Source organism: Variovorax nivicola, assembly GCF_051216475.1.
GTDB lineage: Bacteria > Pseudomonadota > Gammaproteobacteria > Burkholderiales > Burkholderiaceae_C > Variovorax.
Window position 1 is genome coordinate 102,681 of the sequence record NZ_JBPJZK010000012.1, and the last position, 22,700, is coordinate 125,380.

Sequence of the window (22,700 nt, forward strand, 5' to 3'; positions counted from 1 at the left end):
GCGACAGGTGCGATGACCTCAACATGTACGTGAACGTACAGGTTTGAGTAGAATGCCTCCACCATGACCGACCCGAGCCCCGCCAAGACCATCACTGTGCGCGATGCCGCGGCCCGGCTCGACGTGACGCCGCGCACGCTCAAGTACTACGAGGAGCTCGGCATCGTGGTGCCGGTGCGCAGCGAGGGCGGCTACCGCCTCTACGAGCAGGCCGACCTCGACAAGCTGGCGCGCGTGCTTCGCATGCGCTCGCTGGGTTTTTCGCTCACGGCCATCACGACGATGCTGCTGCAGCCGATGGAGGCGCCGGCCGAAGGCGGCCGCCCGCGGCTGTCGAACGCCTCGCTCAAGACGCTGCGCGAAACGCTTACGGAGCAACTGGGCACGCTCGACGCGCGCGTGGCGCAGGTCCGCCGCGAGCTCAAGGAGGCAGCTTCACTGCAGGCGCAGCTGCGGCGCGACCTCGACTATGTGGAACGCCGCCTCGCCGGCGAGCCGGTGGAAGAGGCGCTCGAGCAGCGCCGCAAGGAGCGGCCTGCGCCATGAGCGCCTCGGCGCCCCTGCAGTGGCCTTCGCGCGGCAACGCCGCGGCCGCGCTGCTGCCCTGGGCCATCGCCCTCGTCACGGCCATCGACTATTTCGACAACGCGCTGTTCGCCTTCTTCGCCAGCTACATCGCCGGCGGCGTGAACGCATCGCCCGACGAGCTGGTGTGGGCTTCGAGCGCCTATGCGCTGGGCGCCGTGCTCGGCATCCTGCACCAGCATGCGTGGATCGAGCGGCTGGGCTACCGGCGCTACCTGGCCGTCTGCATGTTCGCCTTCGCCCTGGGCGGCGTGGGCGCGGCGCTGTGCGACAGCTCGATGCAGCTCACGCTCGCGCGCGCCGTGCAGGGCTACTTCGTCGGCCCGATGCTCGGTGCCTGCCGCATCCTGATCCAGATCGGCATTCCGCCCGCGCGCCGCGCCAAGGCGCTGAAGGCGTTCATGGTGCTGATCGTCTTCGGCGGCGCGCTGGCGCCCATCGTGGGCGCCTTTCTCGTGACCAACTTCGACTGGCGCTGGCTGTTCGCGAGCACCGCGCCGGCCGCGGCGCTGATCGGGCTGCTGGTGCTCTGGACGCTGCCCGACATCGGCGACGTCGAGCCGCACGAGCGCACCGAGCCGCACTACGTCGCCTACGTGGTGTTCGCGCTCGCGCAGGCTGCGCTGCAGGTGGTGCTGACGCGCTCGCACTTCGAGCTGTTCACCGGATCGCCAGCGCTGATCGGCCTCACCATCGCCGGCGTGGCGGGGCTCGCATGGTTCGGCTGGCAGCAATGGCAGCATCCCGCGCCGCTGGTGCGGCTGCATGCGCTGCGCAACGCGTCGTTTCGCGTGGGGCTGGCGCTCTACGTCGTCTACTACTACCTCTCGACGGGCTTCAGCTACCTGCTGCCACGGATGATGGAAGGCGGGCTCGGCTTCACCGTGGGCAACACCGGCTATTTCACGGGCGCGGCCTCGCTCGCGACCGGGCTGCTGGTGTTCGTCTACCTGAAGTACTCGGCGCGGCTGGCTCGCAAGAAGTGGCTCATCGTCACGGGCTTTGGCATTGCAGCACTGGCAGCATGGTGGCTGTCGCGGGTCACGCCGCAGGCAGGGCGCGAGGCCTTGCTGGTGCCACTGCTGTTGCGCGGGCTGCTGATGCTCTTCGTCGTGCTGCCGGTGGCGAACCTCACCTTCAAGCCCTTTGCGGCCGAGGAGTTCGCGCACGGCTACCGGCTCAAGAACCTTGTGCGCCAGTTGGCGATTTCATTCGCGACCTCGAGCGTGATCGCGCTGCAGCAGCACCGGTTGGCGCTGCACGAGGTGCGGCTGAGCGAATCGGCCAATCCCGCGAACGCGAGCTTCATGCAGGCGCTGGATTCGTTGACCCGCGGGTTCGCGGCGGCGGGCCACGCCGCCGGCGAGGCGCATGCCATGGCGCTCGGCACGCTGTACCGCACGCTCGAACAGCAGGCCACGTTCATGGCCTCGCTGGACGGGTTCACCGCGATGGCGGTGGTTGCGCTGGCGGCGGGAATCTTCGCCGCCTGGCAGCGGACGATCGACTGACGACGGCCTGCGCGATCAGACGATTGCGAAGTGCTCCGTGCCTGCCGCCAGGTCGGTGCTGCGCGCACGCTGGCTGTTCAGCTTGATCTGCAGCCGCAGGTCGTTCGCCGAGTCCGCGTTGCGGATGGCGTCGTCGAAGGTGATCGAGTGGCTTTCGAACAGGTCGAACAGCGCCTGGTCGAAAGTCTGCATGCCCAGATTGCGGCTCTTGCGCATGATTTCCTTGATCTCGCCCACCTCGCCCTTGAAGATCAGGTCGGAAATCAGTGGCGTGTTCAGCAGCACTTCGACCGCGGCCACGCGGCCTTGGCCGTCTTCGGTCGGCACCAGCCGCTGCGAGACCAGCGAACGCAGGTTCAGCGACAGGTCCATCAGCAGTTGCGCGCGGCGCTCTTCGGGGAAGAAGTTGATGATCCGGTCCAGCGCCTGGTTGGCGCTGTTGGCGTGCAGCGTGGCCATGCACAGGTGGCCGGTTTCGGCGAAGGCCACCGCGTGCTCCATGGTCTCGCGGTCGCGGATCTCGCCCATCAGGATCACGTCTGGCGCCTGGCGCAGCGTGTTCTTCAGCGCGGCTTCCCAGCTGTCGGTGTCGATGCCCACTTCGCGCTGGGTCACCACGCAGTTCTTGTGCGGATGCACGAATTCGACCGGGTCTTCCACCGTCACGATGTGGCCGTACGAGTTCTCGTTGCGCCAGTCGATCATCGCGGCCAGCGTGGTCGACTTGCCCGAGCCCGTGGCGCCCACCATGATGGTGAGGCCGCGCTTGGTCATCGACACGTCTTTCAGAATCTGCGGCATGCCCAGGCCGTCGATGGTCGGCAGCTTGGCGGGAATGGTCCGCAGCACCATGCCGACCTTGCCCTGCTGCACGAAGGCGTTCACGCGGAAGCGGCCGATGCCGGTCGGCGAGATCGCGAAGTTGCATTCCTTGGTGCGCTCGAACTCCGCCGTCTGGCGGTCGTTCATGATCGAGCGCGTGAGCGCCAGCGTGTGCGGCGCGCCCAGCGCCTGCTGCGACACTTTGGTGACCTTGCCGTCGACCTTGATGGCCGGCGGAAAGTCGGCGGTGATGAACAGGTCGCTGCCGTTGCGGCTCACCATGAGCTTGAGCAGGTCGTTGATGAACTGGCTGGCTTGATCGCGTTCCATGATGTCTGTGCTCCTGGGGGCTGCTCTTCTTGAATCAGCCCGGGAAGTTTTCGGGGATCTTCGCCTTGCCGCGGGCTTCTGCAGCAGAGATGGTATTGCGGCGCACCAGCTCTGTCAGGTTCTGGTCGAGCGTCTGCATGCCCGAGCCCTGGCCGGTCTGGATGGTGGAGTACATCTGCGCGACCTTGGCCTCGCGGATCAGGTTTCGGATGGCGGGCGTGCCCAGCATGATCTCGTGCGCCGCCACGCGGCTCTGGCCGTCCTTGGTCTTGCACAGCGTCTGCGAGATCACGGCCTGCAATGACTCCGACAGCATCGCGCGGATCATTTCCTTTTCTTCACCAGGGAACACGTCGATGATCCGGTCGATGGTCTTGGCGGCGGAAGAGGTGTGCAGCGTGCCGAACACCAGGTGGCCCGTTTCGGCCGCGGTCATGGCGAGGCGGATGGTCTCGAGGTCGCGCAGCTCGCCCACCAGGATGGCGTCCGGGTCTTCGCGCAGGGCGGAGCGCAGCGCGTTCGAGAACGACAGCGTCATCGGGCCCACTTCGCGCTGGTTGATCAGGCACTTCTTCGACTCGTGCACGAACTCGATCGGGTCTTCCACCGTGAGGATGTGGCCGTATTCGTTTTCGTTGAGGTAGTTGACCATCGCAGCCAGCGTGGTCGACTTGCCCGAGCCCGTGGGGCCCGTCACCAGCACCAGCCCGCGCGGCTTGAGCGCGAGTTCGCCGAAAATCTTCGGCGCGTTCAGCTGCTCCAGCGTCAGGATCTTCGAGGGAATGGTCCGGAACACCGCGGCCGCGCCGCGCGCCTGATTGAAGGCATTCACGCGGAAGCGCGCAAGGCCGTCGATCTCGAACGAGAAGTCGACCTCCAGGAATTCTTCGTAGTGCTTGCGGTGCGTGTCGCTCATGATGTCGTACACCATGGCGTGCACGCCCTTGTGATCGAGCGCGTCGACGTTGATGCGGCGCACGTCGCCGTTCACGCGGATCATGGGCGGCAGGCCTGCGGAAAGGTGCAGGTCGGAGGCTTTGTTCTTGACGCTGAACGCCAGCAATTGGGTGATGTCCACGGGGCTCCTCGGCTCGAGTTCGGTGACGTTTTGATACGATTTTGGACGATTATGACGATGATTGGCGACGACCTCCAGCAAGTAAACAGCCGGATCGCAAAGGCATGTGTAACGGCTGGCCGTGACCCTGGCGAGGTGAGGCTGCTGGCGGTGTCAAAGACCTTCGGGCCGGAGGCCGTGCGCGAGGCGCATGCGGCGGGCCAGTCGGCCTTCGGCGAGAACTACGTGCAGGAAGGTCTGGACAAGATCGAAGCCCTCGCCGATCTGCGCTCCACCCTCGAATGGCACTGCATCGGCCCTCTGCAAAGCAACAAGACGCGGCCCGTGGCCGAGCACTTCGACTGGGTCCACAGCATCGACCGGCTGAAGATTGCCGAACGCCTGTCGGCCCAGCGGCCGGCTTCGCTGCCGCCGCTCAATGTATGCCTTCAGGTTAATGTGGACGGTGGTGTTAACAAGTCCGGTGTGCCGCCTGAAGAGGCGCTGGCGCTGGCACACGCTGTGGCGGCTTTGCCACAGCTGCGGCTGCGCGGGCTCATGGCGATCCCCGAACCGGCAACGGATTTCGAGGCGCAGCGCGCGTTGTGCCTGCGGGCGCATGCGGTGTACCAGTCGATCCGCGACGCGGGCATCGCGCTCGACACGCTGTCGCTCGGCATGAGCGCCGATCTTGAAGCGGCGATCAGCGCGGGCAGCACGATGGTGCGCGTGGGCACCGCGATCTTCGGTGGCCGGGCGCGCAAGACAGCCTAAGGTCGGCCGGCGCGCTCACACCCCCAGCGGGAGGCGCGCGCTGCTCTTCACCTCTTCCATCACCGCATAAGTCCGCGTCTCGCGCACGCCGGGCAATTGCCACAGCACGGTGCCCGCGAACTCGCGGTAGGCGGCCATGTCGGCCATGCGGGTCTTGAGCAGGTAGTCGAAGCCGCCCGCGACCATGTGGCATTCCATGATCTCTTCGCGCACATGCACGGCAGCCTTGAACTGGTCGAACACATTGGGCGTGGTGCGGTCGAGCAGCACCTCGACGAAGACGGTGAAGCCGCGGCCCAGCTTGTGCGGATCGAGCCGCGCCTCGTAACCCAGGATGAAGCCGTCGCGCGTGAGCCGCTGCACCCGCGCCAGTACCGCGGTGGGCGAGAGCGCTACCGCCTCGGCCAGCTTGAGGTTGGTGATGCGGCCGTCCTCCTGAAGGATCTTCAGCAGCCGGAGATCGATGCGGTCCAGGTCGAGCATCAGAAGATTATCCGGCCCGAACGCCGATTGCTGGCGGAAGATGCGGCCTATGACCGCTGACCATAGGAGATAGAACCAAGGCGCTGCCGGCGGCCTACCCTTGCTTACCCAAGGTGCCGCCGGTGCGCCGTTCTACTTTCAGCGAACCTGGGTCTGCGATTGCGCCGCCGCCTGCTGGTTCTTGAGCTGGTCGACCAGCGCGCCGTAGGCCGGGCTCGCGCGCAGCCTTGTGTATTCGGCGGCGGCCTGGCGGTAGCCGGGCTTCGTCATATCGGCACCGGCTTCGCCGCTCTGCTGGGCCGCCAGGCCCGACTGGATCCACAGCCGCGTGTCGGCCGCCACCGCCGCACGGGTGTTGGCCGAGACCACCGCTGCCTCTTGCTGGTAGCCGCTGGTGTAGCCCTGCGTGGGCGCGGTCTTCAGCCACTGCACCGCGTCGGCGGTTACCGCGGCGCGCGTCGTCGACGAGGTCAGCGGCACCGGACGCGGATCGCCCTCGGCGTAGTTGCCGGCGAAGCTCGGCGCTGCGAACACGCCCAGCAGGGCGGCGAGGGTGGCGGTGCCGAGCAGTCGGGTGGCGGAAGCTTGCTTGTTCATTCGTGACTCCTTGAGGGTGGTTGGTTTGCCTTGGTTGGTGAAGCCAACTCTACGAAGCGCATCCGCAGGGTCGATAACCCGCAGATGACGTTTCTGTCATGTACACCGCTGCGATGTGCCGCCCCAGCCGCGGAACCAAACGTCTCTTGCATAACCGCCAGCGCGGCGCGCATAAGCCATGGCGCGACGCGCGGGAGAGGTCTATCGTTGCGGCCACCCGTTTAAACCAAGGGATCTCTCATGAGCGAAAAACTCTCCTTCGTCAATCCGACCGCGAACAGCCCGTGGGGCACCTATCTCTCGCAGGTCGACCGCGTCGTGCCGTACCTCGGCCCGCTGGCCCGCTGGGTCGAAACCTTGAAGCGCCCCAAGCGCGCGCTGATCGTCGACGTGCCGATCGAGATGGACGACGGCACCATCGCCCACTTCGAGGGCTACCGCGTGCAGCACAACATGAGCCGCGGCCCGGGCAAGGGCGGCGTGCGCTTCCACCCCGACGTCACGCTCGAAGAAGTGATGGCGCTGTCGGCCTGGATGACCATCAAGACCGCGGCCGTCAACCTGCCGTACGGCGGCGCCAAGGGCGGCATCCGCGTCGACCCCAAGAAGCTGTCGCTGAAGGAGCTTGAAAAGATCACCCGCCGCTACACCAGCGAGATCGGCATCATCATCGGCCCGCACACCGACATCCCCGCGCCCGACGTCAACACCAACGGCCAGATCATGGCGTGGATGATGGACACCTACTCGATGAACGTCGGCGGCACCGCCACCGGCGTTGTCACCGGCAAGCCGCTGCACCTGGGCGGCTCGCTGGGCCGCGTGAAGGCCACCGGCCGCGGCGTGTTCGTCACCGGCCGTGAAGCGGCCCGCCGCCTGGGCATGGACCTGCGCGGTGCGCGCATCGCCGTTCAGGGCTTCGGCAACGTGGGCTCGGTCGCGGCCGAACTCTTTGCCGAAGCGGGCGCCAAGATCGTCGCGGTGCAGGACCACACCGGCACCATCGTCAACAGCAACGGCCTCGACCTGGCCAAGCTGATTCCGGTGGCCAACAAGGACGGCGTGGTTGCCTTCAAGTCCGGCGGCGACATCGTGCCGAACGAAGACTTCTGGAACGTCGCCTGCGACATCCTGATTCCGGCCGCACTCGAAGGCCAGATCACCGCCGAGCGCGCACAGAAGACCACCGCCAAGCTGGTGCTCGAAGGCGCCAACGGCCCCACGGTGCCGACCGCCGACGACATCCTCGCCGAGCGTGGCGTGCTGGTCGTGCCCGACGTGATCTGCAACGCCGGTGGCGTGACGGTGAGCTACTTCGAATGGGTGCAGGACTTCTCGTCCTTCTTCTGGGACGAGGACGAAATCAACGTGCGCCTGGACCGCATCATGATGAACGCGCTGAACCACATCTGGGACACGGCGGACAAGCACAAGATCACGCTGCGCACGGCGACTTATGCGGTGGCTTGCGAGCGCATCCTGATGGCTCGTCAAGAGCGCGGCCTGTACCCCTGATGATTTCTTGACGCTCGGGGACGCTACGCTCGAGGGATGAGCACCATCCCCGCGCAGAAACTTCCTCCTCTCCCAGCGGACAGCGCCGCCCGCCTGCAGGCCCTGATGGCCAGCGGGCAGCGCAAGCTGCTGGGGCTGGTCGGCGCACCCGGCGCGGGCAAGTCCACGCTTGCGGCGGCGTTGCTCCAGTCGGTGGGCGCAGACCGCGCCCAGGTCGTCCCCATGGATGGCTTTCACCTCGCCAACGTCGAGCTGCAACGGCTCGGCCGTTCCGGCCGCAAGGGCGCGCCCGACACCTTCGACAGTGCCGGCTATGTCGCGCTGTTGCAGCGCTTGCGCGCGCAGCGGCCCGATGGCGACATCGTCTACGCCCCCGAATTCCGCCGCGAGATCGAGGAGCCGATTGCCGGCGCCATCGCGGTACTGCCCACGACGCAACTGGTCATCAGCGAAGGCAACTACCTGCTGCATGACGTCGGTCCGTGGGCTGGCGCGGCGGCGATGTTCGACGAGGTCTGGTACGTGGACATCGACGATGCGGTGCGCGAAGAGCGCCTGGTGCGGCGCCACCAGCAGTTCGGCCGCAGCGCCGAGGAGGCGCGCGCCTGGGTGGCGAGCACTGACGCGCCGAATGCGCGGCTGATCGCGGCGACGCGGGTGCGCGCCCATCACGTGCTGCCCTGGTCCTGAAAATCTCGCGCGGCAGGGAACGCCGACGAGCGGATGCGCTCGAAGCCTTGCCGGCAAGGCGCCGGTTAGCATTCGCCGCTCCATGCCGTCCATGCACCTCACTTCTTTCCCAGTTGTTCGCGCCCGGGTTCTCGTACTCGGCCTGCTGTCCGCCCTTGTACTTGCCGGCTGCGGCAGCACATCGCGCCGCGTGAACTACGAGCCCGAAGCCTTCGGCTCGACCACCACCCACACCCGCGACTACGAGGCCACCGAGGCCCAGACCTGCGAGGCTGCGCGCCGTGCGCTGCTGAGCCAGGGCTACATGATCACGGCCGCCAATGCCGACCTCGTGACCGGGCGCAAGAGCTTCCAGCCAGCGGCCGAGGTGCATGTCGAGGTCGAGTTCCGCGTGGTCTGTGCGCGCGAAAATACAAGGGGCGGCAAGGCCAGCAAGAGCACCGTGGCTTTTGCGACCGCGCTGCAGGACCGCTACGGCATCAAGAAGGTGAACAACTCGGCCAGCCTGGGCGTGGGCGCGATCGGCTCGCTCTCGCTGCCGTTCTCGGGCAGCGACGACGCGATGGTGAAGGTCGCGAGCGAGACGCTGACCGACGAGCGTTTCTACGACCGCTTCTTCGCGCTGCTTGACCGTTTCCTCGAAGGCCCGGAAGCAGAGGACGAAGCCGGGACGCCCGCGGAAACAACGCCAGTCGCCTCGCCACCTGCTCCCGCTGCAGCCCAGCCCGCCGTCACCTATCCGGTGAACTCGTCGCCGAACCGGGGCTGACGCCGGGCTCCAAAGTGCCAAGGTGCGTCTTACAATTTGGGCATGGCTTCCACCATCCCGGATCCGGCGCAATGCGCCTCGCGCCTCCGCACCTCGGTGTCGCTGCTGACGCGCCAGTTGCGCAGCGGCACCACCACGCCTGACGGCCCCAGCGTGGCCAAGCTCAGCGTGCTCGGCCAGTTGCATCGGCATGGGCCGAGCACGCCCACCGCGCTGGCGGGGCTCGAACGCGTCAAGCTCCAGTCGCTGACCCGGCTGCTGGCCGAGCTGGAAGCCGAAGGCTGGATCGGCCGCTCGCCACACCCGACCGACGGGCGCCAATGGCTGCTGTCGCTCACGGCCGAGGGCACGCGCCGCCTCAAGGCGCTCATGCGCACGCGCGAGGCGGCACTGGCCGAGGTGATCGGCGCCACGCTCGATGCCGATCAGCGCGCCTTGCTGCTACAGGCCTGCGAGCTGATCGACGGCATCGCCGCCGCGCTGGGAAGCAGCGATCCACTGGCGCCAGCAGCATGAACGGCGCTCCGGCCCTGCAACGCCTGACCGGGCCCTGGCGCCACGGCCGCTGGCGTCCCGGCGTGCAACTGGCGGCGGCAGTAGCCATCGCCTGGGGCGTGGCAACCGCCTTGCACCTGCCCGAGAGTTTCTGGGCGGTGATGAGCGTGCTGATCGTCATGCGCCCGAGCGCCGGCTCCACGCTCGATGCTGGATGGGACCGTGTGCGCGGCACGGCTGCCGGTGCGCTGTGCGGCCTGGCCGGCGTCTACCTGCAGCACCACGGCGCGCCAATACTGGCGACCACGCTGGCGGTCGTCATGTTGCTGGCGTTTGCCAGCGCGGCCGCACCGGGCCTGCGCAGCGCACCGGTGGCCGCGCTGATCATTCTGTCGGCTGGCGGCATTCCCGGCCATTCGGCGCTGCAGGTGGCGCTGCTGCGCATGGCGCAGATCGGCATCGGCGTGGGAGTGGCGCTGGTGGTTTCGACGCTCGTGTCCGAGTACCACGCGGGCGCGCGTTTCGACGAGGGCTGCGCCGCGCTGCTGCACGGCATCGCGAAACGCATGGCCGCTGCACGAAGGCCCGTCGGTGCCGAGGCGGAGCGCATTCACGCAGGCACGCGCGCGTCGCTGGGCCGGCTGGCCGTGCTGGCCGGCGGCGCGGACCTGGAGGCGCGGTGGTGGCGCCGCGGCACCGCCGGAGGCACCGCGCGCGCTGCCTACCGCGACAAGGCCCGACTGGCGGCGCGCATCTTCCAAGACGCCGTGGTGCTGGATCGCGTGTCCCGGCAGATGCAGGGCGCACAGGCCGACGCCGCATGGCGCGAAGCGGCGCAGGCTGCCGCTACCGCAGTCGCCGGCATGGCCGATGCGCTCGCAGGCAAGGGCGCGCCACCGGACCTCGGCGGGCTCGACCGTTGCGCGCAGGCGTCGCAAGGCTCCCTGTCGAATGCACTCCTGGCCGCGCCCCTGAGCCTGCTCCTGGACGACCTGCGCAACCTGCAGAGCGCTGTTGTTCGCCCACTGCCGGAGCAGCCCACCCACTAGAATCTTCCGAAAATCAATCGTTTCGGAGAGGGACGGGCATGGAAGATCAGTCGCAGGACGCGCGCTATGCGCCTCCGCAATCCCATGTGGAGGACGTGCTGCAGCCGGGCCAGGGGCAGCCCGGCGAACTCGCAACGCGGGGCAAGCGTTTTTTTGCCGCAATGCTCGATGCAGGCATCTCCATCGCCGCGATATGGCTCCTGGCGCAGCTCACGCCGATCAACCTCTGGGAAGACGACGGCCTCGGGCTCTGGACACCCCGGTTTTCCGACGCGGCCGCCGGCGTCGTCATCTACCTCGTGCTGCACGGCTACCTGCTGGTCACCCGCGGCCAGACCATCGGCAAGGCGCTGTTCAAGATCCGCATTGCCCGGCCCGACGGATCGCAGGCGCAGATCGGCCGCATCCTCGGCCTGCGCGACGGCCCGGTGTTCGTGATGGGCATCTGGCCGCTGCTAGGGCCGATCTACATGCTGATCGATTGCCTCTTCATCTTCCGTGCATCGCGCCGCTGCCTGCACGACCAGATCGCCGACACCGTCGTGTTGCAGGCCTGAGCGAGCGCTTCGCCAGTGCGCCTCGACACGCTCTACACCGCCGAGACCCCGGAAGGCATCGCGCTCTCGCTGCGCCCGGCCGGCCTGGTCGCGCGCGGGCTGGCGTACCTCATCGACTTCGCGATCCGGCTCGGCATCTTCACTGCGATTTCCATTGCCGTCGGCATGATGGGCAAGATGGGCTTCGGCATCCTGCTCATCAGCTACTTCTGCCTCGAGTGGTTCTACCCCGTGGTGTTCGAGCTCACGCGCGCGGCGGCCACGCCCGGCAAGCGCGTGATGGGGCTGCGCGTGGTGATGGACTCGGGCCTGCCCGTGACGCCCGCCGCCGCGCTCACGCGAAACCTGCTGCGCGCGGCCGACTTCGTGCCGGCCTTCTACGGCGCGGGCATCGTGTCGATGCTGTGGCGGCGCGACAGCAAGCGGCTGGGTGACCTGGCCGCCGGTACGCTGGTGGTGTTCAGCGACCACGTGAGCCTGCATGGCGAAGTGCCCGCGGCCGAGCCGCAGGCGCCTGCGCGACCACTGTCGGCACGCGAGCAGATGGCCATCGTCTCGTGGGCCGGTCGCGCGACGCGCCTGACCCCCGAGCGCTTCGACGAACTCGCCCGCGTCGCCGAGCCGGTGCTGGGCCCCGACACTTCCGGCGCCTCCGCGTCGCAACGCCTGCTGGGCGTGGCGCAGTGGGTGCTGGGCCGCCGCACCGGTGCCGATGCGCGAGGAGGCGGGCGATGACGCCACTGGATTTCGAAGCCGCCTACGCGCCGCTGTGGACCGAACTCGAAGCCGTCATCCGCGTGGCCGAGACCAAGCGCAAGTTCGACGGCGCGCGGCTCGCCACGCTGTACCGCCGCGTGTGCGAGCACCTGGCGCTGGCGCAGGCGCGCGCCTACCCCATTCACCTCACGCAGCGGCTCGAAAGCCTGACGCAGAGCGCGCACCGGCTCATCTACCGGCAGCACGACTACGGCCTCGCACGCTTCGCCCGACTGGCGCTGGTCGACTTTCCCGAGGCGGTGCGGGCGCACCGCGTCTACCTGCTGGTGGCGGCGCTGATGTTCGTGCTGCCCCTGCTGGCGGCGGGCTGGGCCGCCTACCGCGACCCGGGCTTCATCCTGCACCTGCTCGACGCCAGCGCCGTGCAGCAGTTCGATTCGATGTACGGCGACAGTGCCGAGTCGCTGGGCCGCACGCGCAGCGCGGGCGACGACTGGCAGATGTTCGGCTTCTACATCATGAACAACATCGGCATCGGCTTTCGCTGCTTCGCGGCCGGCATCTTCGCCGGCGTGGGCAGCGCCGTGGTGGTGGTGTTCAACGGTGTGCAGATCGGCGCGGTCGGCGGCTACCTGATTGCGGCGGGGCATGCCGAGAACTTCTGCTCCTTCGTCATCACGCACTCGGCCTTCGAGCTCACGGCCATCGTGCTGGCCGGCGCGGCCGGCTTGCGGCTCGGCTACGCGTGGGTTGCGCCCGGCCGCTACACGCGGCTCGAGTCGCTGCGGCTGGCCGCGCGCCATGCCGTGGTGATCGTCTACGGTGTCTTCGGGCTGCTGCTGCTCGCCGCCGCGGTCGAGGCCTTCTGGTCGTCGGCGCGCTGGATCGCGCCGGCCGTGAAGTACGGCGTGGGCGGCGCCTGCTGGGTGCTGGTGCTGGCGTACCTGGGCTGGCAAGGCCGGCCACGCGCCGCTGCTGCTACTGCTACTGCAAAGGCTGAAGACCGTGCAGGTTGACGGCCTTGCCATCGCGCTGCGGCCACGGCCCATGGCCGAGGCCGCGGACCTGGGCGCCCAGCTGGTGCGCAACCATGCACGCTCGGTGTGGCGCACCTTCCTGCCGGTGTACATCGTGACCGTGCTGCTGGCCTTGTGCACGGTCGAGATCGCCGGCTGGCTGCCCAGCCTGCTGATCTTCTGGCTCAAGCCCTGGTTCGACCGCAGCCTGTTGTTTGTTCATTCGCGCGCGGTGTTCGGGCAGGAGACGCGCTGGGCCGACCTCTGGCAAAACCGCCGCGCCGTGTGGGGCGGGCAACTGCTGCGCACGCTGCTGTGGCGGCGGTTTTCACCCTGGCGTTCGTTCACCCAGGCAATCGATCAGCTCGAAGGCCAGCGCGGCAGCGCCCGGCGCAAGCGGCGCACGCAGTTGCTGCGCGGACGGCGCGGCGCGGCCACGGGCATGCAGATGGTGTTCGCCAACGTGGAGATGGCGCTCGACATCTGCCTGCTGTCGCTGCTGTTCTGGTTCGCGCCGGAAGGCAGCGCGAAGGATCTGTTCGGCTGGCTCACGCAGTCGGACGCTCCGCTGCAGAGCCTGCTGACGGCGGGGGCCTATGCGCTCGTTGTCGGCGTGCTGGAGCCGTTCTACGTGGCGGCTGGTTTTGCGATGTACCTCAACCGCCGGGTCGAGCTCGAGGCGTGGGACATCGAACAGGAGTTCCGTCGTGGGTTTCGGTGACACCTCCAGGCTTCGCGCACTTCGTGTCGTGGCGGCTGTGCTGGCTGCTTGGGTCGTCGGTGCGATGACGCCGTTGGCAGTCGCTGCCGAGGCACCGACGCGCGAACAGGTGAAGACCGCGGTCGACAAGGTGCGCGCCGATCCGAGCATGCCCGGCACCAAGACCGAAAGAAAGCTGCGCTTCAAAGAACGGGACGAAGAGGAAGACGAGCCCGAGAAGCAGACCGACAGCCTCGACTGGCTGCGCGATTTCATCAGGGCTGTGGCCGAGGGCGCGCGCTGGCTCATCTGGGGGCTGGGCGCGCTGGCGCTGGCCTGGCTGGTGGTTCGCCTGCACCGCTGGATGCAGGTGCGTGCCGGCGGTGTGCGGCCCGGCAAGGCGCCCTTGCCCAGCCACGTCGGCAGCCTCGACATCCGGCCAGAAAGCCTGCCTGACGACATCGGCAATGCAGCGGCCGCGCTCTGGCAGCGCGGCCAGCACCGGCCCGCGCTGTCGCTGCTGTACCGCGGCGCGCTGTCGCGCCTCGTGCACGCGCACGAAGTGCCGGTGCGAGCCGCGAGCACGGAGGGCGAGTGCATGCAGCTCTCCGCGACCCGGCTGATGCCGGACGCGCAGGCCTTCTTCGTGCGGCTGGTCGGGGTCTGGCAACTGGGGGCGTACGGCGGGCGGCTGCCTTCCACCGCGCAGGTGCTGGCGGTCTGCGGCGAGTTCGACATACATCTTTCCGCCGCTGCGCTGGCCGTCGCCGATCTGAAGGGCGCCGTCGCATGAATGCATGGCTGGTTCGCATCGGCGCGGTGCTCGTGCTGGCGGCAATCGGTTTCTGGCTGGTCAGCGCCACCGAATGGGCCGACACCGAAGTGCCGACGCCCGCCAGCGGCGAGGCCAAGAAGAATTCGTTCTATGGCGCGCAGGTGATGCTGCGCGAGCTCGGCCTCCAGGTGGTCAAGCACGACAGCCTGGACACCATGCCCCCCGCGCAGGCACGGCTGGTGCTCGCCTCCAGCCACTGGGACATGTTCCCCGAGCGCGAACAGCGCCTGCGCCAGTGGGTCGAGCAAGGCGGGCACCTCGTGATGCCCGGCCACCTCGTCAACAGCGACCTGCTGGAAGGCTGGATTCCGCTGGTCTGGGAAAAGCCGCCCGCCGGGGACGAGAAGAAAGAACCGAAAGATCCATCCGCACCCAGAAAGCGACTGCCCAAGTCGCAATTCGCCGAACCCGCCAAGGACGCGGATTGCCATGCGGTAACCGAGCCCGAAACCGTGCCCGCGAGCTTCGCTGGTGGCCGCAGCTTCCGGATCTGCTCCTGGTCGGCGGCGCGCTACCGGCCCGCCGACAAACAGCCGCCGCCCCTGTGGACCGTGCTCGGCGCGCGCGGCCCCGAGGCGATCCGCGTGCAGGTCGGCCGCGGCACCGTCACCGTGATGCCATGGGGCCTGCTGCACAACACGAGCCTGACGCGCGCCGACAACGCGCTGTTCGCCGTTGCCGCGGTGCAGGCGCGCAGCGGCGCCGAAATCTGGTTCGTCGCCGAAGAAACGCGCGAGCCCTTCCTGCGCTGGATCTGGCACAAGGGCTGGGCGGCGCTGCTCCTGGGCCTGCTTGCGCTGGCCGTCGCCCTCTGGCGCGCGGCCGTGCGTTTCGGGCCACTGGCGCCCTCGGCCGGCACGCACCGGCGCTCCATGGCCGAGCAGGTGCGCGGCACCGCCGGCTTCCTGCACATGCACGGCGCCGACGCGCTGCACGCCGCACAGCTGCGCGCACTGAACGAATCCGCCAGCCGTCAGTTGCGCGGCTATGCCCGCCGCGATGCCGCCGCGCGCGCCGCCGCCATCGCGCAGGCCACCGGGCTGGAGGCAGCCATGCTCGTTCGGGCGATGGGCGAGCGAGCCCGCCATGCCGGCGCCATGTCGGTCGACCTGGAGGTGCTGGAAACCGCGCGCCGGCGGCTCGACGCCCACGGGCCGTTCATGCCTTCACCTTCTTCTTCATCCACATCCTGAACCGAGAGACGCTCATGCAAGCCATCCAACCCGAAGAACTGACGCGTGCGGCCCAGTGGCTGCAGACGCTGCGCGCCGAGGTCGGCCAGGCCGTGGTCGGCCAGCTCGAGGCGGTCGACCAGACGCTGATAGCGCTGGTCGCTTCGGGACACGTGCTGATCGAAGGCGTGCCCGGGCTCGGCAAGACGTTGCTCGCGCGGGCCCTGGCGCAGGCCATGACGCTGCGCTATGCGCGCGTGCAGTTCACCCCCGACCTGATGCCCTCGGACATCACGGGCCACGCGGTGCTCGACATCGCCTCCCGCGGCGACGGCAGCCTCGGCACGCTGCGCGTGCACCAGGGCCCGGTGTTCACCAACCTGCTGCTGGCCGACGAAATCAATCGCGCGCCGGCCAAGACCCAGAGCGCGCTGCTCGAAGTCATGCAGGAGTACCAGGTCACGCTCGAAGGCACGGCCATGCCGCTGCCGCGCCCCTTCATGGTGATGGCCACGCAGAACCCGATCGACACCGAAGGCACCTACCCGCTGCCGGAAGCGCAGCTCGACCGCTTCCTGCTGAAGATCGACATCGGCTTTCCTAGCCACAGCGAAGAGAACGCCATCGTGCAGCTGACCACGCGGCAGCGCGCCGGCAACCAGTTTCCGCTCGAGGCCGTGCGCCCCTGCCTCGATGAGGCACAAGTGCTCGAACTGCAGCGGCTGGCCTGTCTGGTGCAGGCCGACGAGCGGGTGATCGACTACGCGGTGCGCATCGCGCGCGCCACGCGCGACTGGCCGGGCCTTTCGTCCGGCGCCGGGCCGCGCGGCACCATGGCGCTGGTGCGCGCCGCCCGCGCCGCCGCACTGATGGCCGGGCGCGACTTCATCACGCCCGACGACGTGGCGCGCCAGGCGCTGCCCGCGCTGCGGCACCGCGTGATGATCTCGCCCGATGCACAGCTCGAAGGCCTGGGCGTCGACACCCTGCTGCGTGCCGCGCGCGACAGCGTAGAGGCACCGAGGCTCTAGGCCCGCGGATGCGCGCTGCTGTTCCGATTCCCGCGCGTGCGGCCGTGCTGGCGCTGGTCGGCCTGACCGTGGCCGCCTCCGTCGCGCTGCTGCTGGGCGTGCCGGTGGGCTATGTCGCTATCGCGGCCGGCGTGCTGCTGGCGCTGGGGCTCGTGCTGGCGGGCGTCGATTTGTGGCTGAGCCTGCGCCTGTGGCGCGCCGCGCCGCTGCGCATCGAGCGCAACCTGCCCGGCGCGTTCTCGCTCGGCGTGCCCACGGTGCTCACGCTCACGCTGGTGAACGAAGGCGCGCAGGCCTGGCAGGTGTCGGTATTCGACGAGCTCGACGCCCACTTCACCTTCGAGGGCCTGCCGCAGACCGTCGCCGTGCCGGCGCTCTCGCAGGTTGCGCTGCGTTACACCGCCACTGCAACGCAGCGCGGCGTGGCGCAGTTCGGCGCCACCCAGCTGCGCTGGCGCACCCGCTTCGGCTGCTTCGACATGCGCCAGACGCTGGGCGAGCCGCGCCGGCTGCGCGTGTACCCCAACTTCGCCGCGCTGGCGCGCTACGCGTGGCTGTCGGGCGACCGGCGGCTGGCGCAGATCGGCATCAAGACCTATGCGCAGCGCGGGCTCGGCACCGACTTTCGTCAACTTTCTGACTACAAGACCGGCGATTCGCTGCGCCACATCGACTGGAAGGCCACTCAGCGCCAGCGCCGCCCGATCGTGCGCGAGTTCCAGGACGACCGCGACCAGTGCGTGCTGTTCCTGCTCGACTGCGGCCGCCGCATGCGCGCCGACGAGGGCGCGCTGGCGCTGAAGGCCAACAGCCACTTCGACGAGGCGCTCAATGCACTGATGCTGCTGAGCTACGTGGCGCTGAAGGAGGGCGACGAGGTCGGCGCCATGACCTTCGGCTGCCCCGCCGACGAGCGGCGCGACTTCGCCCCGCGCAAGGGCACCGCCACGCTCAATGCGCTGATGAACCGGCTGCACGACATCCAGCCCGGCGCCACCCACTCGGACTACCTGCTGGCCGCGCAGGAAATGCTGCGCGTGCAGAAACGGCGCGCACTTGTCATCGTGCTGACCAACTTCCGCGACGAAGACGCGGCCGAGCTGCGCCCCGCGATCAAGCTGCTGCGCCGCAAGCACCTGGTGCTGGTCGCGAGCCTGCGCGAGCGGGTGCTCGGCCGCATCGCCAGCCAGCCGCTGGTGCATGCGCGCGACGCCGTCGATGTTGCGGCGGCGCATCTGTTCGAGCAGTCGCGCCGCGACGCCTTTGCGCGCGTGGTCGGCAACGATCCGCTCTCGGTCGACGTGGAGCCGGCTGACCTTGCGGTGGCGTTGGTGAATCGCTATCACGCCGTCAAAAGGGCTGGCCTTTTGTAAAGGTCTTTGCCCAAAATGTGAACTTCACAACAGAGGAGAGAAGTACATGACAGAGCTGACCAATCCCTACGCCGCACCGCGCGCGGCAGTGGCCGATGTCTACGAGGGCGATGCTGGTGTCCAGCCCGTGAAGCTGTGGTCCGCCAAGGGCCGCATCGGGCGGGCGCGCTTCCTGGCGTACACGATGTTTTCTTACATCATCTTCATCGTCGCGGCCACCTTGCTGGGCTTCATCCTCGGCATCGCCGGCCTCGGGCGTTCCGAAGGCCTGATCGTGGCGCTGACCTTCCTGCTCGCGATTCCGTACCTCGTCTTCTACGTGCTCACGGGCATCCAGCGCTCGCACGACATGGACTGGTCGGGCTGGATGCTGTTCCTGGCGCTGATCCCGCTGGTCGCGCTGATCTGGGTCTTCAAGTCGGGCACCAAGGGCAGCAACCGCTTCGGCGCACCGCCGCCGCCCAACACAGTTGGCGTGCTGATCGGCGCATGGCTGCTGCCCGTCGTCGTGGGGCTCGGCATTCTCGCGGCCGTTGCGATACCTGCCTACCAGGGCTACACGATGCGGGCCAAAGCTGCGCAGGTCGAGCGCCCCTGACCTGAAGAGCCTCGCTCTCTAGCGCACCAGCGTCGATTTACCGAAGAGGCTCTCGATCAGTTCGACAGCCACTTCGGCCGTCTGGTTGCGCACGTCGAGCGCCGGGTTCAGTTCGACCACGTCGAGCGAGCCCAGCCGCCCGGTGTCCGCGATCATTTCCATGCACAGCTGCATCTCGCGGTAGGTCGGCCCGCCGCGCACGCCGGTGCCCACGCCGGGTGCATCGGCCGGGTCGAGGCAGTCGAGGTCGAAGCTCACGTGCAGATGCGTGTCTTCGTCCACGTCCTGCAGTGCCTCGGTCATGGTCGTGCGCATGCCGTGCTCGTCGATGTGGCGCATGTCGAACACGCTCAGGCCCAGCGTGCGAATGGCCTCCTTCTCGTCGCCGTCCACGCTGCGGATGCCGATGAAGCGGATGGCGTCGTGCTGCAGCGCCGCGCGCTCGCCGCTCCAGCCCGTGAGCACGGCCGGCCCGTGGCCCAGCAGGCACGACACCGGCATGCCGTGCAGGTTGCCGCTGGGGCTCGTGGTCTCGGTGTTGACGTCGGAGTGCGCGTCCAGCCACAGCACGCGCAGCTTCTTGCCGCGCTTGCGCGCATGCCACGCCACCGCGCTGATCGAGCCGATGGCCAGGCAGTGGTCGCCGCCCAGCATCACCGGCACGTTGCTGGCACCCAGCGCGGAGTCGATGGCCGCGTACACCGAGCGGTTCCAGGCGATCACTTCGTCGAGGTGGCGCAACCCGTTGGTCGGTGGCGCCCACGGCGTGGCCGGGCCCGCGAGGTTGCCGCGGTCGATGACTGTGTAGCCTTGCCGCGCGAGCGCCTCCGGCAGCCCCGCAACGCGCAGTGCGTCGGGCCCCATGCCGGCGCCGCGCACGCTGGCGCCGATGTCGGTCGGCGCGCCGATCAGTTCGAGGGTGACGGTGCTGGTGGTCATGCCGGGGCTCTCATGTCTTGCGGATGGTGTCCCCTGCTTCCGGGGCGCTGGATGGGCCATTGTGCCGACGAACCGCTGGCATGCCCATGATCTGCCGCACGCCCGACGCCGTGAACGGCTGCACCAGCTGCGCCAGGAAGCGCGTCGCCACCCGGCCATCGATGCCGATGTCCGCCGGCGGGCGGCGCGGCGAGTTGAGCCATGTGCCGAACAGCTGGTCCCACAGCACGATGTTCTCGCCGTAGTTGCGGTTGCCTTCGGCCAGCACCTTCGAGTGGTGCCAGCGGTGCAGCGTCGGCGTGCTGAAGATGCGGTCGAGCCAGCCGGTGCGCATCTCGATGTTGCAGTGGGTCAGCAGCCCGGTCACAGCCGTCACCGCGCCCACCCACATGAACACAGCCAGCGGCGCGCCGAGCAGATACAGCGGCAGTTGGCCGAGCAGCGCTTTGAAAGCGCTGTCGACGAAGTGAAAGCGCCCGGTGTTCAGCACCCAGAGACGGCGCACGCTGTGATGCAGCGCATGGAAGCGCCACAGCAGCGGCCACCGATGGACCGAGCGGTGCGCAACATAGAGCCCGAACTCGGCGATCATCAGTGCCAGCACGACTTGCGCCACCAGCGGCCATTGCACCGGCCATGGGCCTGAGGCGGCATGCACGGCGGACACCGCCGTCGCGGCGGCGAGGGGCGCGCTGGCCACCAGTGCGGCAACGACTTGCGCAAAGCCCTTGGTCAGCAGCGTGTGCGCCAGGTTGCAGGGCGTTTCGCCGTCGTCCTCCAGCCAGCGCGGCTCGTGCGGCATGAAGCGCTCGCATACCGCGATCGCAAGCGCCAGCGACAGGTACACCGCGTTGAACCGCAGCAGCGGCGCAGGGCTGGCAAAGGCCGCGCCCGCGCCGAGCAGCCCCGCGCCATACAGTGCGGGCCACATCAGCCACGGCAACACCCCGCGCAGCAGCCTGTGCGTTTCACCGGCCGGCCGCGTCATTCGGATGCCTCGGCGCCGATCACGCTGTAGGCCCGGGCGGGCCGAAAGCGCATCCGGAACAGCGCGCCGCCCTCCGGGCCATCGTGTACCGACACCTCGCCGCCATGCAGCCGCACGATCTCCTGCACCAGGCTCAGGCCGAGCCCGGCGCCCGGCCCGCTGGCATGCATGCGGTAGAAGGGCTTGAAGACGTGCTCGCGCTGCGCAGGCGGAATGCCGGGGCCGTCGTCGATCACGTCGATGTCGCCCATCGCATCGACCCGCACCACCACGCTGCCCTGGCCACCCGCGTGGTCGATCGCGTTGCGGACCAGGTTGGTCAGCGCGCGCGCCAGCGCGTCGCGGTCGCCGTCGATCTCCACGCGCCCGGCCTGCGGCTCGAACGAAATGTCGTAGCCCGAGGCCAGCGCGAGCGGCGCCATCTCGGCGACCACATCGCGCGCCATGTCCACCAGGTCCACGCGCTGCTGCCGCTCTTCGCGGCCTTTCATGCGCTGCAGGTCGAGCAGTTGCCCCGCCAGCACGGAGAGGCGCGCTGCATCGGCCAGCAGGCGTGTTTTCTCCGCGCCGTCGGGCAGGTTCTCGAGGCGCGTGTTCAAGATGGCGAGGGGCGTGCGCAGCTCGTGCGCGGCGTCGGCCAGAAAGCGCTCGTGGCGCGCATGGCCGTCGTCCAGCCGCTGCAGCGCGTCGTTGAACGCTGCCACCAGCGTTGCCACCTCGCCCGGCACGTCGGACAGCGGCAGGCGCACGCCGCGCTGGTCAGCGTCGATCTGCCCGGCCCGTGCTGCCGCCGCGTTCAGGCCAGCCAGCGTGCGCCGCACCACGAAATGCGTGGCCAGCAGCGTGGCTGTCACCGTGATTGCCATGATCGGCAGCACCACCTTCAGCAACAGCAGCAGCACCGAGAGGCCGAGGTTGCGCCAGGTGATGGGGCTGTCGGCCCCGGTGAGGATCTGCACTTCCCCGGCGGGCGAGTCCACCCAGCGCATGCGCGCGGCCTGCCGCGGCGCGTCGCCGATGTTCCAGCCCAGCCGGGCCTGCCGCACCTGGTCGAGGGTGTCGCCGATGCGGGCGAACTCGGGTGGAATGCGGCCTTCCACCACCTGCCGCCCCTGCGTGTCGCGCACCGAGAACCAGAGCTGCGGCTGCGCCCGGCGCAGCGCGACGAGGCGCTCGGTCGGTCGCATGGCGAGGCGGCCGTCTGCCTCGCGCGCCACCGCCTCCTGCAGGATCTCGATCGTGTTCTCCTGCGAGCTGAAGTCGATCAGCTGCCCCGAAGCCGCCAGCGCACCGATCACTGCCAGCTGGATCGCCACCTGCAGCAGCACCAGCTGCCGGATCAGCCGTCGCTTGAGCGAAGGCTGTGCGGTTGCCAGGGGCGTGCTCATGGCAGGGAGCGCAGCAGGTAGCCGACGCCGCGGATGCTGGCGATCTCGACACCGGCGCCGGTGTCGGCGAGCTTCTTGCGCAGGCGCGACACATGCGTGTCGAGCGCGTTCGACTGGATCTCCGCGTCCAGCCCGAACACCGCGCGCTCCAGCGAGCTGCGCAGCACTGTGCGGCCGGCGCGCCGCACCAGGGTCTCGAGCGCCAGCAGCTCGCGGCGCGGCAGCTCCATGCGCTGCGCATCGACGCTGGCCTCGCAATGCGTGAAGTCGAACGCCAGCGCCGCGATGCGCAGCACGTCGGGCTGCGCGGTCGCCGGCCTGCGCAGCAGCGCGCGGATGCGGGCCAGCAGCTCTTCCACCGCAAAGGGCTTGCCGAGATAGTCGTCGGCGCCGGCGTCGAGGCCTGCCACACGGTCGTCCAGCGCGTCGCGCGCCGTGAGCATGAGCACCGGCACGTGGTTGCCGACGGCGCGCAGGTCCGACACCAGCGAGAGGCCGTCGCCGTCAGGCAGCCGGCGGTCGAGCACCAGTGCGTCGTAGGGCGTGGCTTGCACGTGGCGTCCGCCGTCGGCCAGCGTGGCCGCGTGGTCCACCAGGATGCCGCGCTTGTGCAGCGCAATGCGCAGCACCGACGCCATCTCGGGCTCGTCTTCCACCAGCAGGATTCGCAAGGTCATGCTCCTTCGTTCAGGGATACGGCGCCGGATGC

At 68.8% G+C, this 22,700-nt stretch carries 25 protein-coding genes; 17 read left to right on the forward strand and 8 right to left on the reverse strand.

Translation table 11 applies throughout. The annotated features are described in order from the left end of the window. Positions 1-63 precede the first annotated feature (63 nt). Both ACSFBF_RS32055 and ACSFBF_RS32060 read left to right on the forward strand, forming a co-directional pair. Complete coding sequence (locus ACSFBF_RS32055) at positions 64-546, forward strand: MerR family transcriptional regulator (protein WP_435474112.1); 483 nt, start codon at positions 64-66, stop codon at positions 544-546. Further along, positions 543-2,096 carry an MFS transporter gene (locus tag ACSFBF_RS32060; protein WP_435474114.1) on the forward strand — a complete coding sequence of 518 codons (1,554 nt, stop codon included), beginning with the start codon at positions 543-545 and terminating at the stop codon, positions 2,094-2,096. Before ACSFBF_RS32055 ends, ACSFBF_RS32060 begins: the two co-directional genes overlap by 4 nt. Positions 2,097-2,111: 15 nt before the next feature. Here ACSFBF_RS32060 and ACSFBF_RS32065 read toward each other — a convergent pair whose 3' ends face one another. Further along, positions 2,112-3,248, reverse strand: a complete 1,137-nt coding sequence (locus ACSFBF_RS32065; protein ID WP_435474116.1) for a PilT/PilU family type 4a pilus ATPase — start codon at positions 3,246-3,248, stop codon at positions 2,112-2,114. 34 nt (positions 3,249-3,282) lie between these two features. Then, positions 3,283-4,326 (reverse strand): type IV pilus twitching motility protein PilT, encoded by a 1,044-nt coding sequence (locus ACSFBF_RS32070; RefSeq protein ID WP_435474118.1) that lies wholly within the window; start codon positions 4,324-4,326, stop codon positions 3,283-3,285. A 51-nt stretch (positions 4,327-4,377) separates the two neighbouring features. On the opposite strand from ACSFBF_RS32070, the gene ACSFBF_RS32075 reads away from it, so the two are divergent. Then, positions 4,378-5,079 (forward strand): YggS family pyridoxal phosphate-dependent enzyme, encoded by a 702-nt coding sequence (locus ACSFBF_RS32075; protein ID WP_435474193.1) that lies wholly within the window; start codon positions 4,378-4,380, stop codon positions 5,077-5,079. 15 nt (positions 5,080-5,094) lie between these two features. Here ACSFBF_RS32075 and ACSFBF_RS32080 read toward each other — a convergent pair whose 3' ends face one another. Together ACSFBF_RS32080 and ACSFBF_RS32085 are read right to left on the reverse strand one after the other, a co-directional pair. Beyond that, positions 5,095-5,562 carry an Lrp/AsnC ligand binding domain-containing protein gene (locus ACSFBF_RS32080; protein ID WP_435474120.1) on the reverse strand — a complete coding sequence of 156 codons (468 nt, stop codon included), beginning with the start codon at positions 5,560-5,562 and terminating at the stop codon, positions 5,095-5,097. A 138-nt stretch (positions 5,563-5,700) separates the two neighbouring features. Continuing rightward, entirely contained in the window at positions 5,701-6,159 is a 459-nt protein-coding gene (locus ACSFBF_RS32085) for a hypothetical protein (RefSeq protein ID WP_435474122.1), read from the reverse strand. A gap of 240 nt (positions 6,160-6,399) precedes the next feature. On the opposite strand from ACSFBF_RS32085, the gene ACSFBF_RS32090 reads away from it, so the two are divergent. The 14 genes from ACSFBF_RS32090 (at position 6,400) to ACSFBF_RS32155 (ending at position 18,676) form a co-directional block, all read left to right on the forward strand. Then, entirely contained in the window at positions 6,400-7,674 is a 1,275-nt protein-coding gene (locus tag ACSFBF_RS32090) for a Glu/Leu/Phe/Val family dehydrogenase (RefSeq protein WP_435474124.1), read from the forward strand. 36 nt (positions 7,675-7,710) lie between these two features. After that, the gene (locus tag ACSFBF_RS32095) at positions 7,711-8,364 is read left to right on the forward strand and encodes a nucleoside/nucleotide kinase family protein (protein WP_435474126.1); all 654 of its coding nucleotides are present in this window, start codon (positions 7,711-7,713) and stop codon (positions 8,362-8,364) included. 82 nt (positions 8,365-8,446) lie between these two features. Further along, positions 8,447-9,133 (forward strand): DUF2242 domain-containing protein, encoded by a 687-nt coding sequence (locus tag ACSFBF_RS32100; protein WP_435474128.1) that lies wholly within the window; start codon positions 8,447-8,449, stop codon positions 9,131-9,133. A 42-nt stretch (positions 9,134-9,175) separates the two neighbouring features. After that, complete coding sequence (locus ACSFBF_RS32105; protein ID WP_435474130.1) at positions 9,176-9,649, forward strand: MarR family winged helix-turn-helix transcriptional regulator; 474 nt, start codon at positions 9,176-9,178, stop codon at positions 9,647-9,649. Further along, complete coding sequence (locus ACSFBF_RS32110; RefSeq protein WP_435474132.1) at positions 9,646-10,677, forward strand: FUSC family protein; 1,032 nt, start codon at positions 9,646-9,648, stop codon at positions 10,675-10,677. The genes ACSFBF_RS32105 and ACSFBF_RS32110 overlap by 4 nt, the downstream gene beginning before the upstream one ends. A 38-nt stretch (positions 10,678-10,715) precedes the next feature. Further along, complete coding sequence (locus ACSFBF_RS32115; RefSeq protein ID WP_435474133.1) at positions 10,716-11,234, forward strand: RDD family protein; 519 nt, start codon at positions 10,716-10,718, stop codon at positions 11,232-11,234. 15 nt (positions 11,235-11,249) lie between these two features. Then, complete coding sequence (locus ACSFBF_RS32120; RefSeq protein ID WP_435474135.1) at positions 11,250-11,969, forward strand: RDD family protein; 720 nt, start codon at positions 11,250-11,252, stop codon at positions 11,967-11,969. Then, positions 11,966-12,967, forward strand: a complete 1,002-nt coding sequence (locus ACSFBF_RS32125; RefSeq protein ID WP_435474137.1) for a stage II sporulation protein M — start codon at positions 11,966-11,968, stop codon at positions 12,965-12,967. Before ACSFBF_RS32120 ends, ACSFBF_RS32125 begins: the two co-directional genes overlap by 4 nt. Beyond that, entirely contained in the window at positions 12,957-13,688 is a 732-nt protein-coding gene (locus tag ACSFBF_RS32130; RefSeq protein ID WP_435474139.1) for a hypothetical protein, read from the forward strand. The genes ACSFBF_RS32125 and ACSFBF_RS32130 overlap by 11 nt, the downstream gene beginning before the upstream one ends. Beyond that, positions 13,675-14,460, forward strand: a complete 786-nt coding sequence (locus ACSFBF_RS32135) for a DUF4129 domain-containing protein (RefSeq protein ID WP_435474141.1) — start codon at positions 13,675-13,677, stop codon at positions 14,458-14,460. Before ACSFBF_RS32130 ends, ACSFBF_RS32135 begins: the two co-directional genes overlap by 14 nt. Continuing rightward, the gene (locus ACSFBF_RS32140; protein WP_435474143.1) at positions 14,457-15,695 is read left to right on the forward strand and encodes a DUF4350 domain-containing protein; all 1,239 of its coding nucleotides are present in this window, start codon (positions 14,457-14,459) and stop codon (positions 15,693-15,695) included. The genes ACSFBF_RS32135 and ACSFBF_RS32140 overlap by 4 nt, the downstream gene beginning before the upstream one ends. 14 nt (positions 15,696-15,709) lie before the next feature. Then, positions 15,710-16,705 (forward strand): AAA family ATPase, encoded by a 996-nt coding sequence (locus tag ACSFBF_RS32145; RefSeq protein ID WP_435474145.1) that lies wholly within the window; start codon positions 15,710-15,712, stop codon positions 16,703-16,705. Between the two features lie 8 nt (positions 16,706-16,713). Continuing rightward, positions 16,714-18,078, forward strand: coding sequence for a DUF58 domain-containing protein (locus ACSFBF_RS32150; protein ID WP_435474147.1), 1,365 nt, complete (start codon positions 16,714-16,716; stop codon positions 18,076-18,078). A gap of 46 nt (positions 18,079-18,124) precedes the next feature. Then, entirely contained in the window at positions 18,125-18,676 is a 552-nt protein-coding gene (locus tag ACSFBF_RS32155; protein WP_435474149.1) for a DUF805 domain-containing protein, read from the forward strand. An 18-nt stretch (positions 18,677-18,694) separates the two neighbouring features. Here ACSFBF_RS32155 and rocF read toward each other — a convergent pair whose 3' ends face one another. The 4 genes from rocF to ACSFBF_RS32175 are packed head-to-tail and all read right to left on the reverse strand — an operon-like array spanning position 18,695 to position 22,668. Further along, entirely contained in the window at positions 18,695-19,615 is a 921-nt protein-coding gene (rocF, locus tag ACSFBF_RS32160) for an arginase (RefSeq protein WP_435474151.1), read from the reverse strand. A 10-nt stretch (positions 19,616-19,625) separates the two neighbouring features. After that, positions 19,626-20,603 carry a sterol desaturase family protein gene (locus tag ACSFBF_RS32165; RefSeq protein ID WP_435474153.1) on the reverse strand — a complete coding sequence of 326 codons (978 nt, stop codon included), beginning with the start codon at positions 20,601-20,603 and terminating at the stop codon, positions 19,626-19,628. Continuing rightward, a complete protein-coding gene (locus ACSFBF_RS32170) occupies positions 20,600-21,991 on the reverse strand; it encodes a sensor histidine kinase (RefSeq protein WP_435474155.1) in 1,392 nt (463 codons plus the stop codon). The genes ACSFBF_RS32165 and ACSFBF_RS32170 overlap by 4 nt, the downstream gene beginning before the upstream one ends. Further along, positions 21,988-22,668: a response regulator transcription factor gene (locus tag ACSFBF_RS32175; RefSeq protein WP_435474157.1), complete on the reverse strand. Its 681-nt coding sequence runs from the start codon at positions 22,666-22,668 to the stop codon at positions 21,988-21,990. Before ACSFBF_RS32175 ends, ACSFBF_RS32170 begins: the two co-directional genes overlap by 4 nt. Positions 22,669-22,700: the final 32 nt, after the last annotated feature.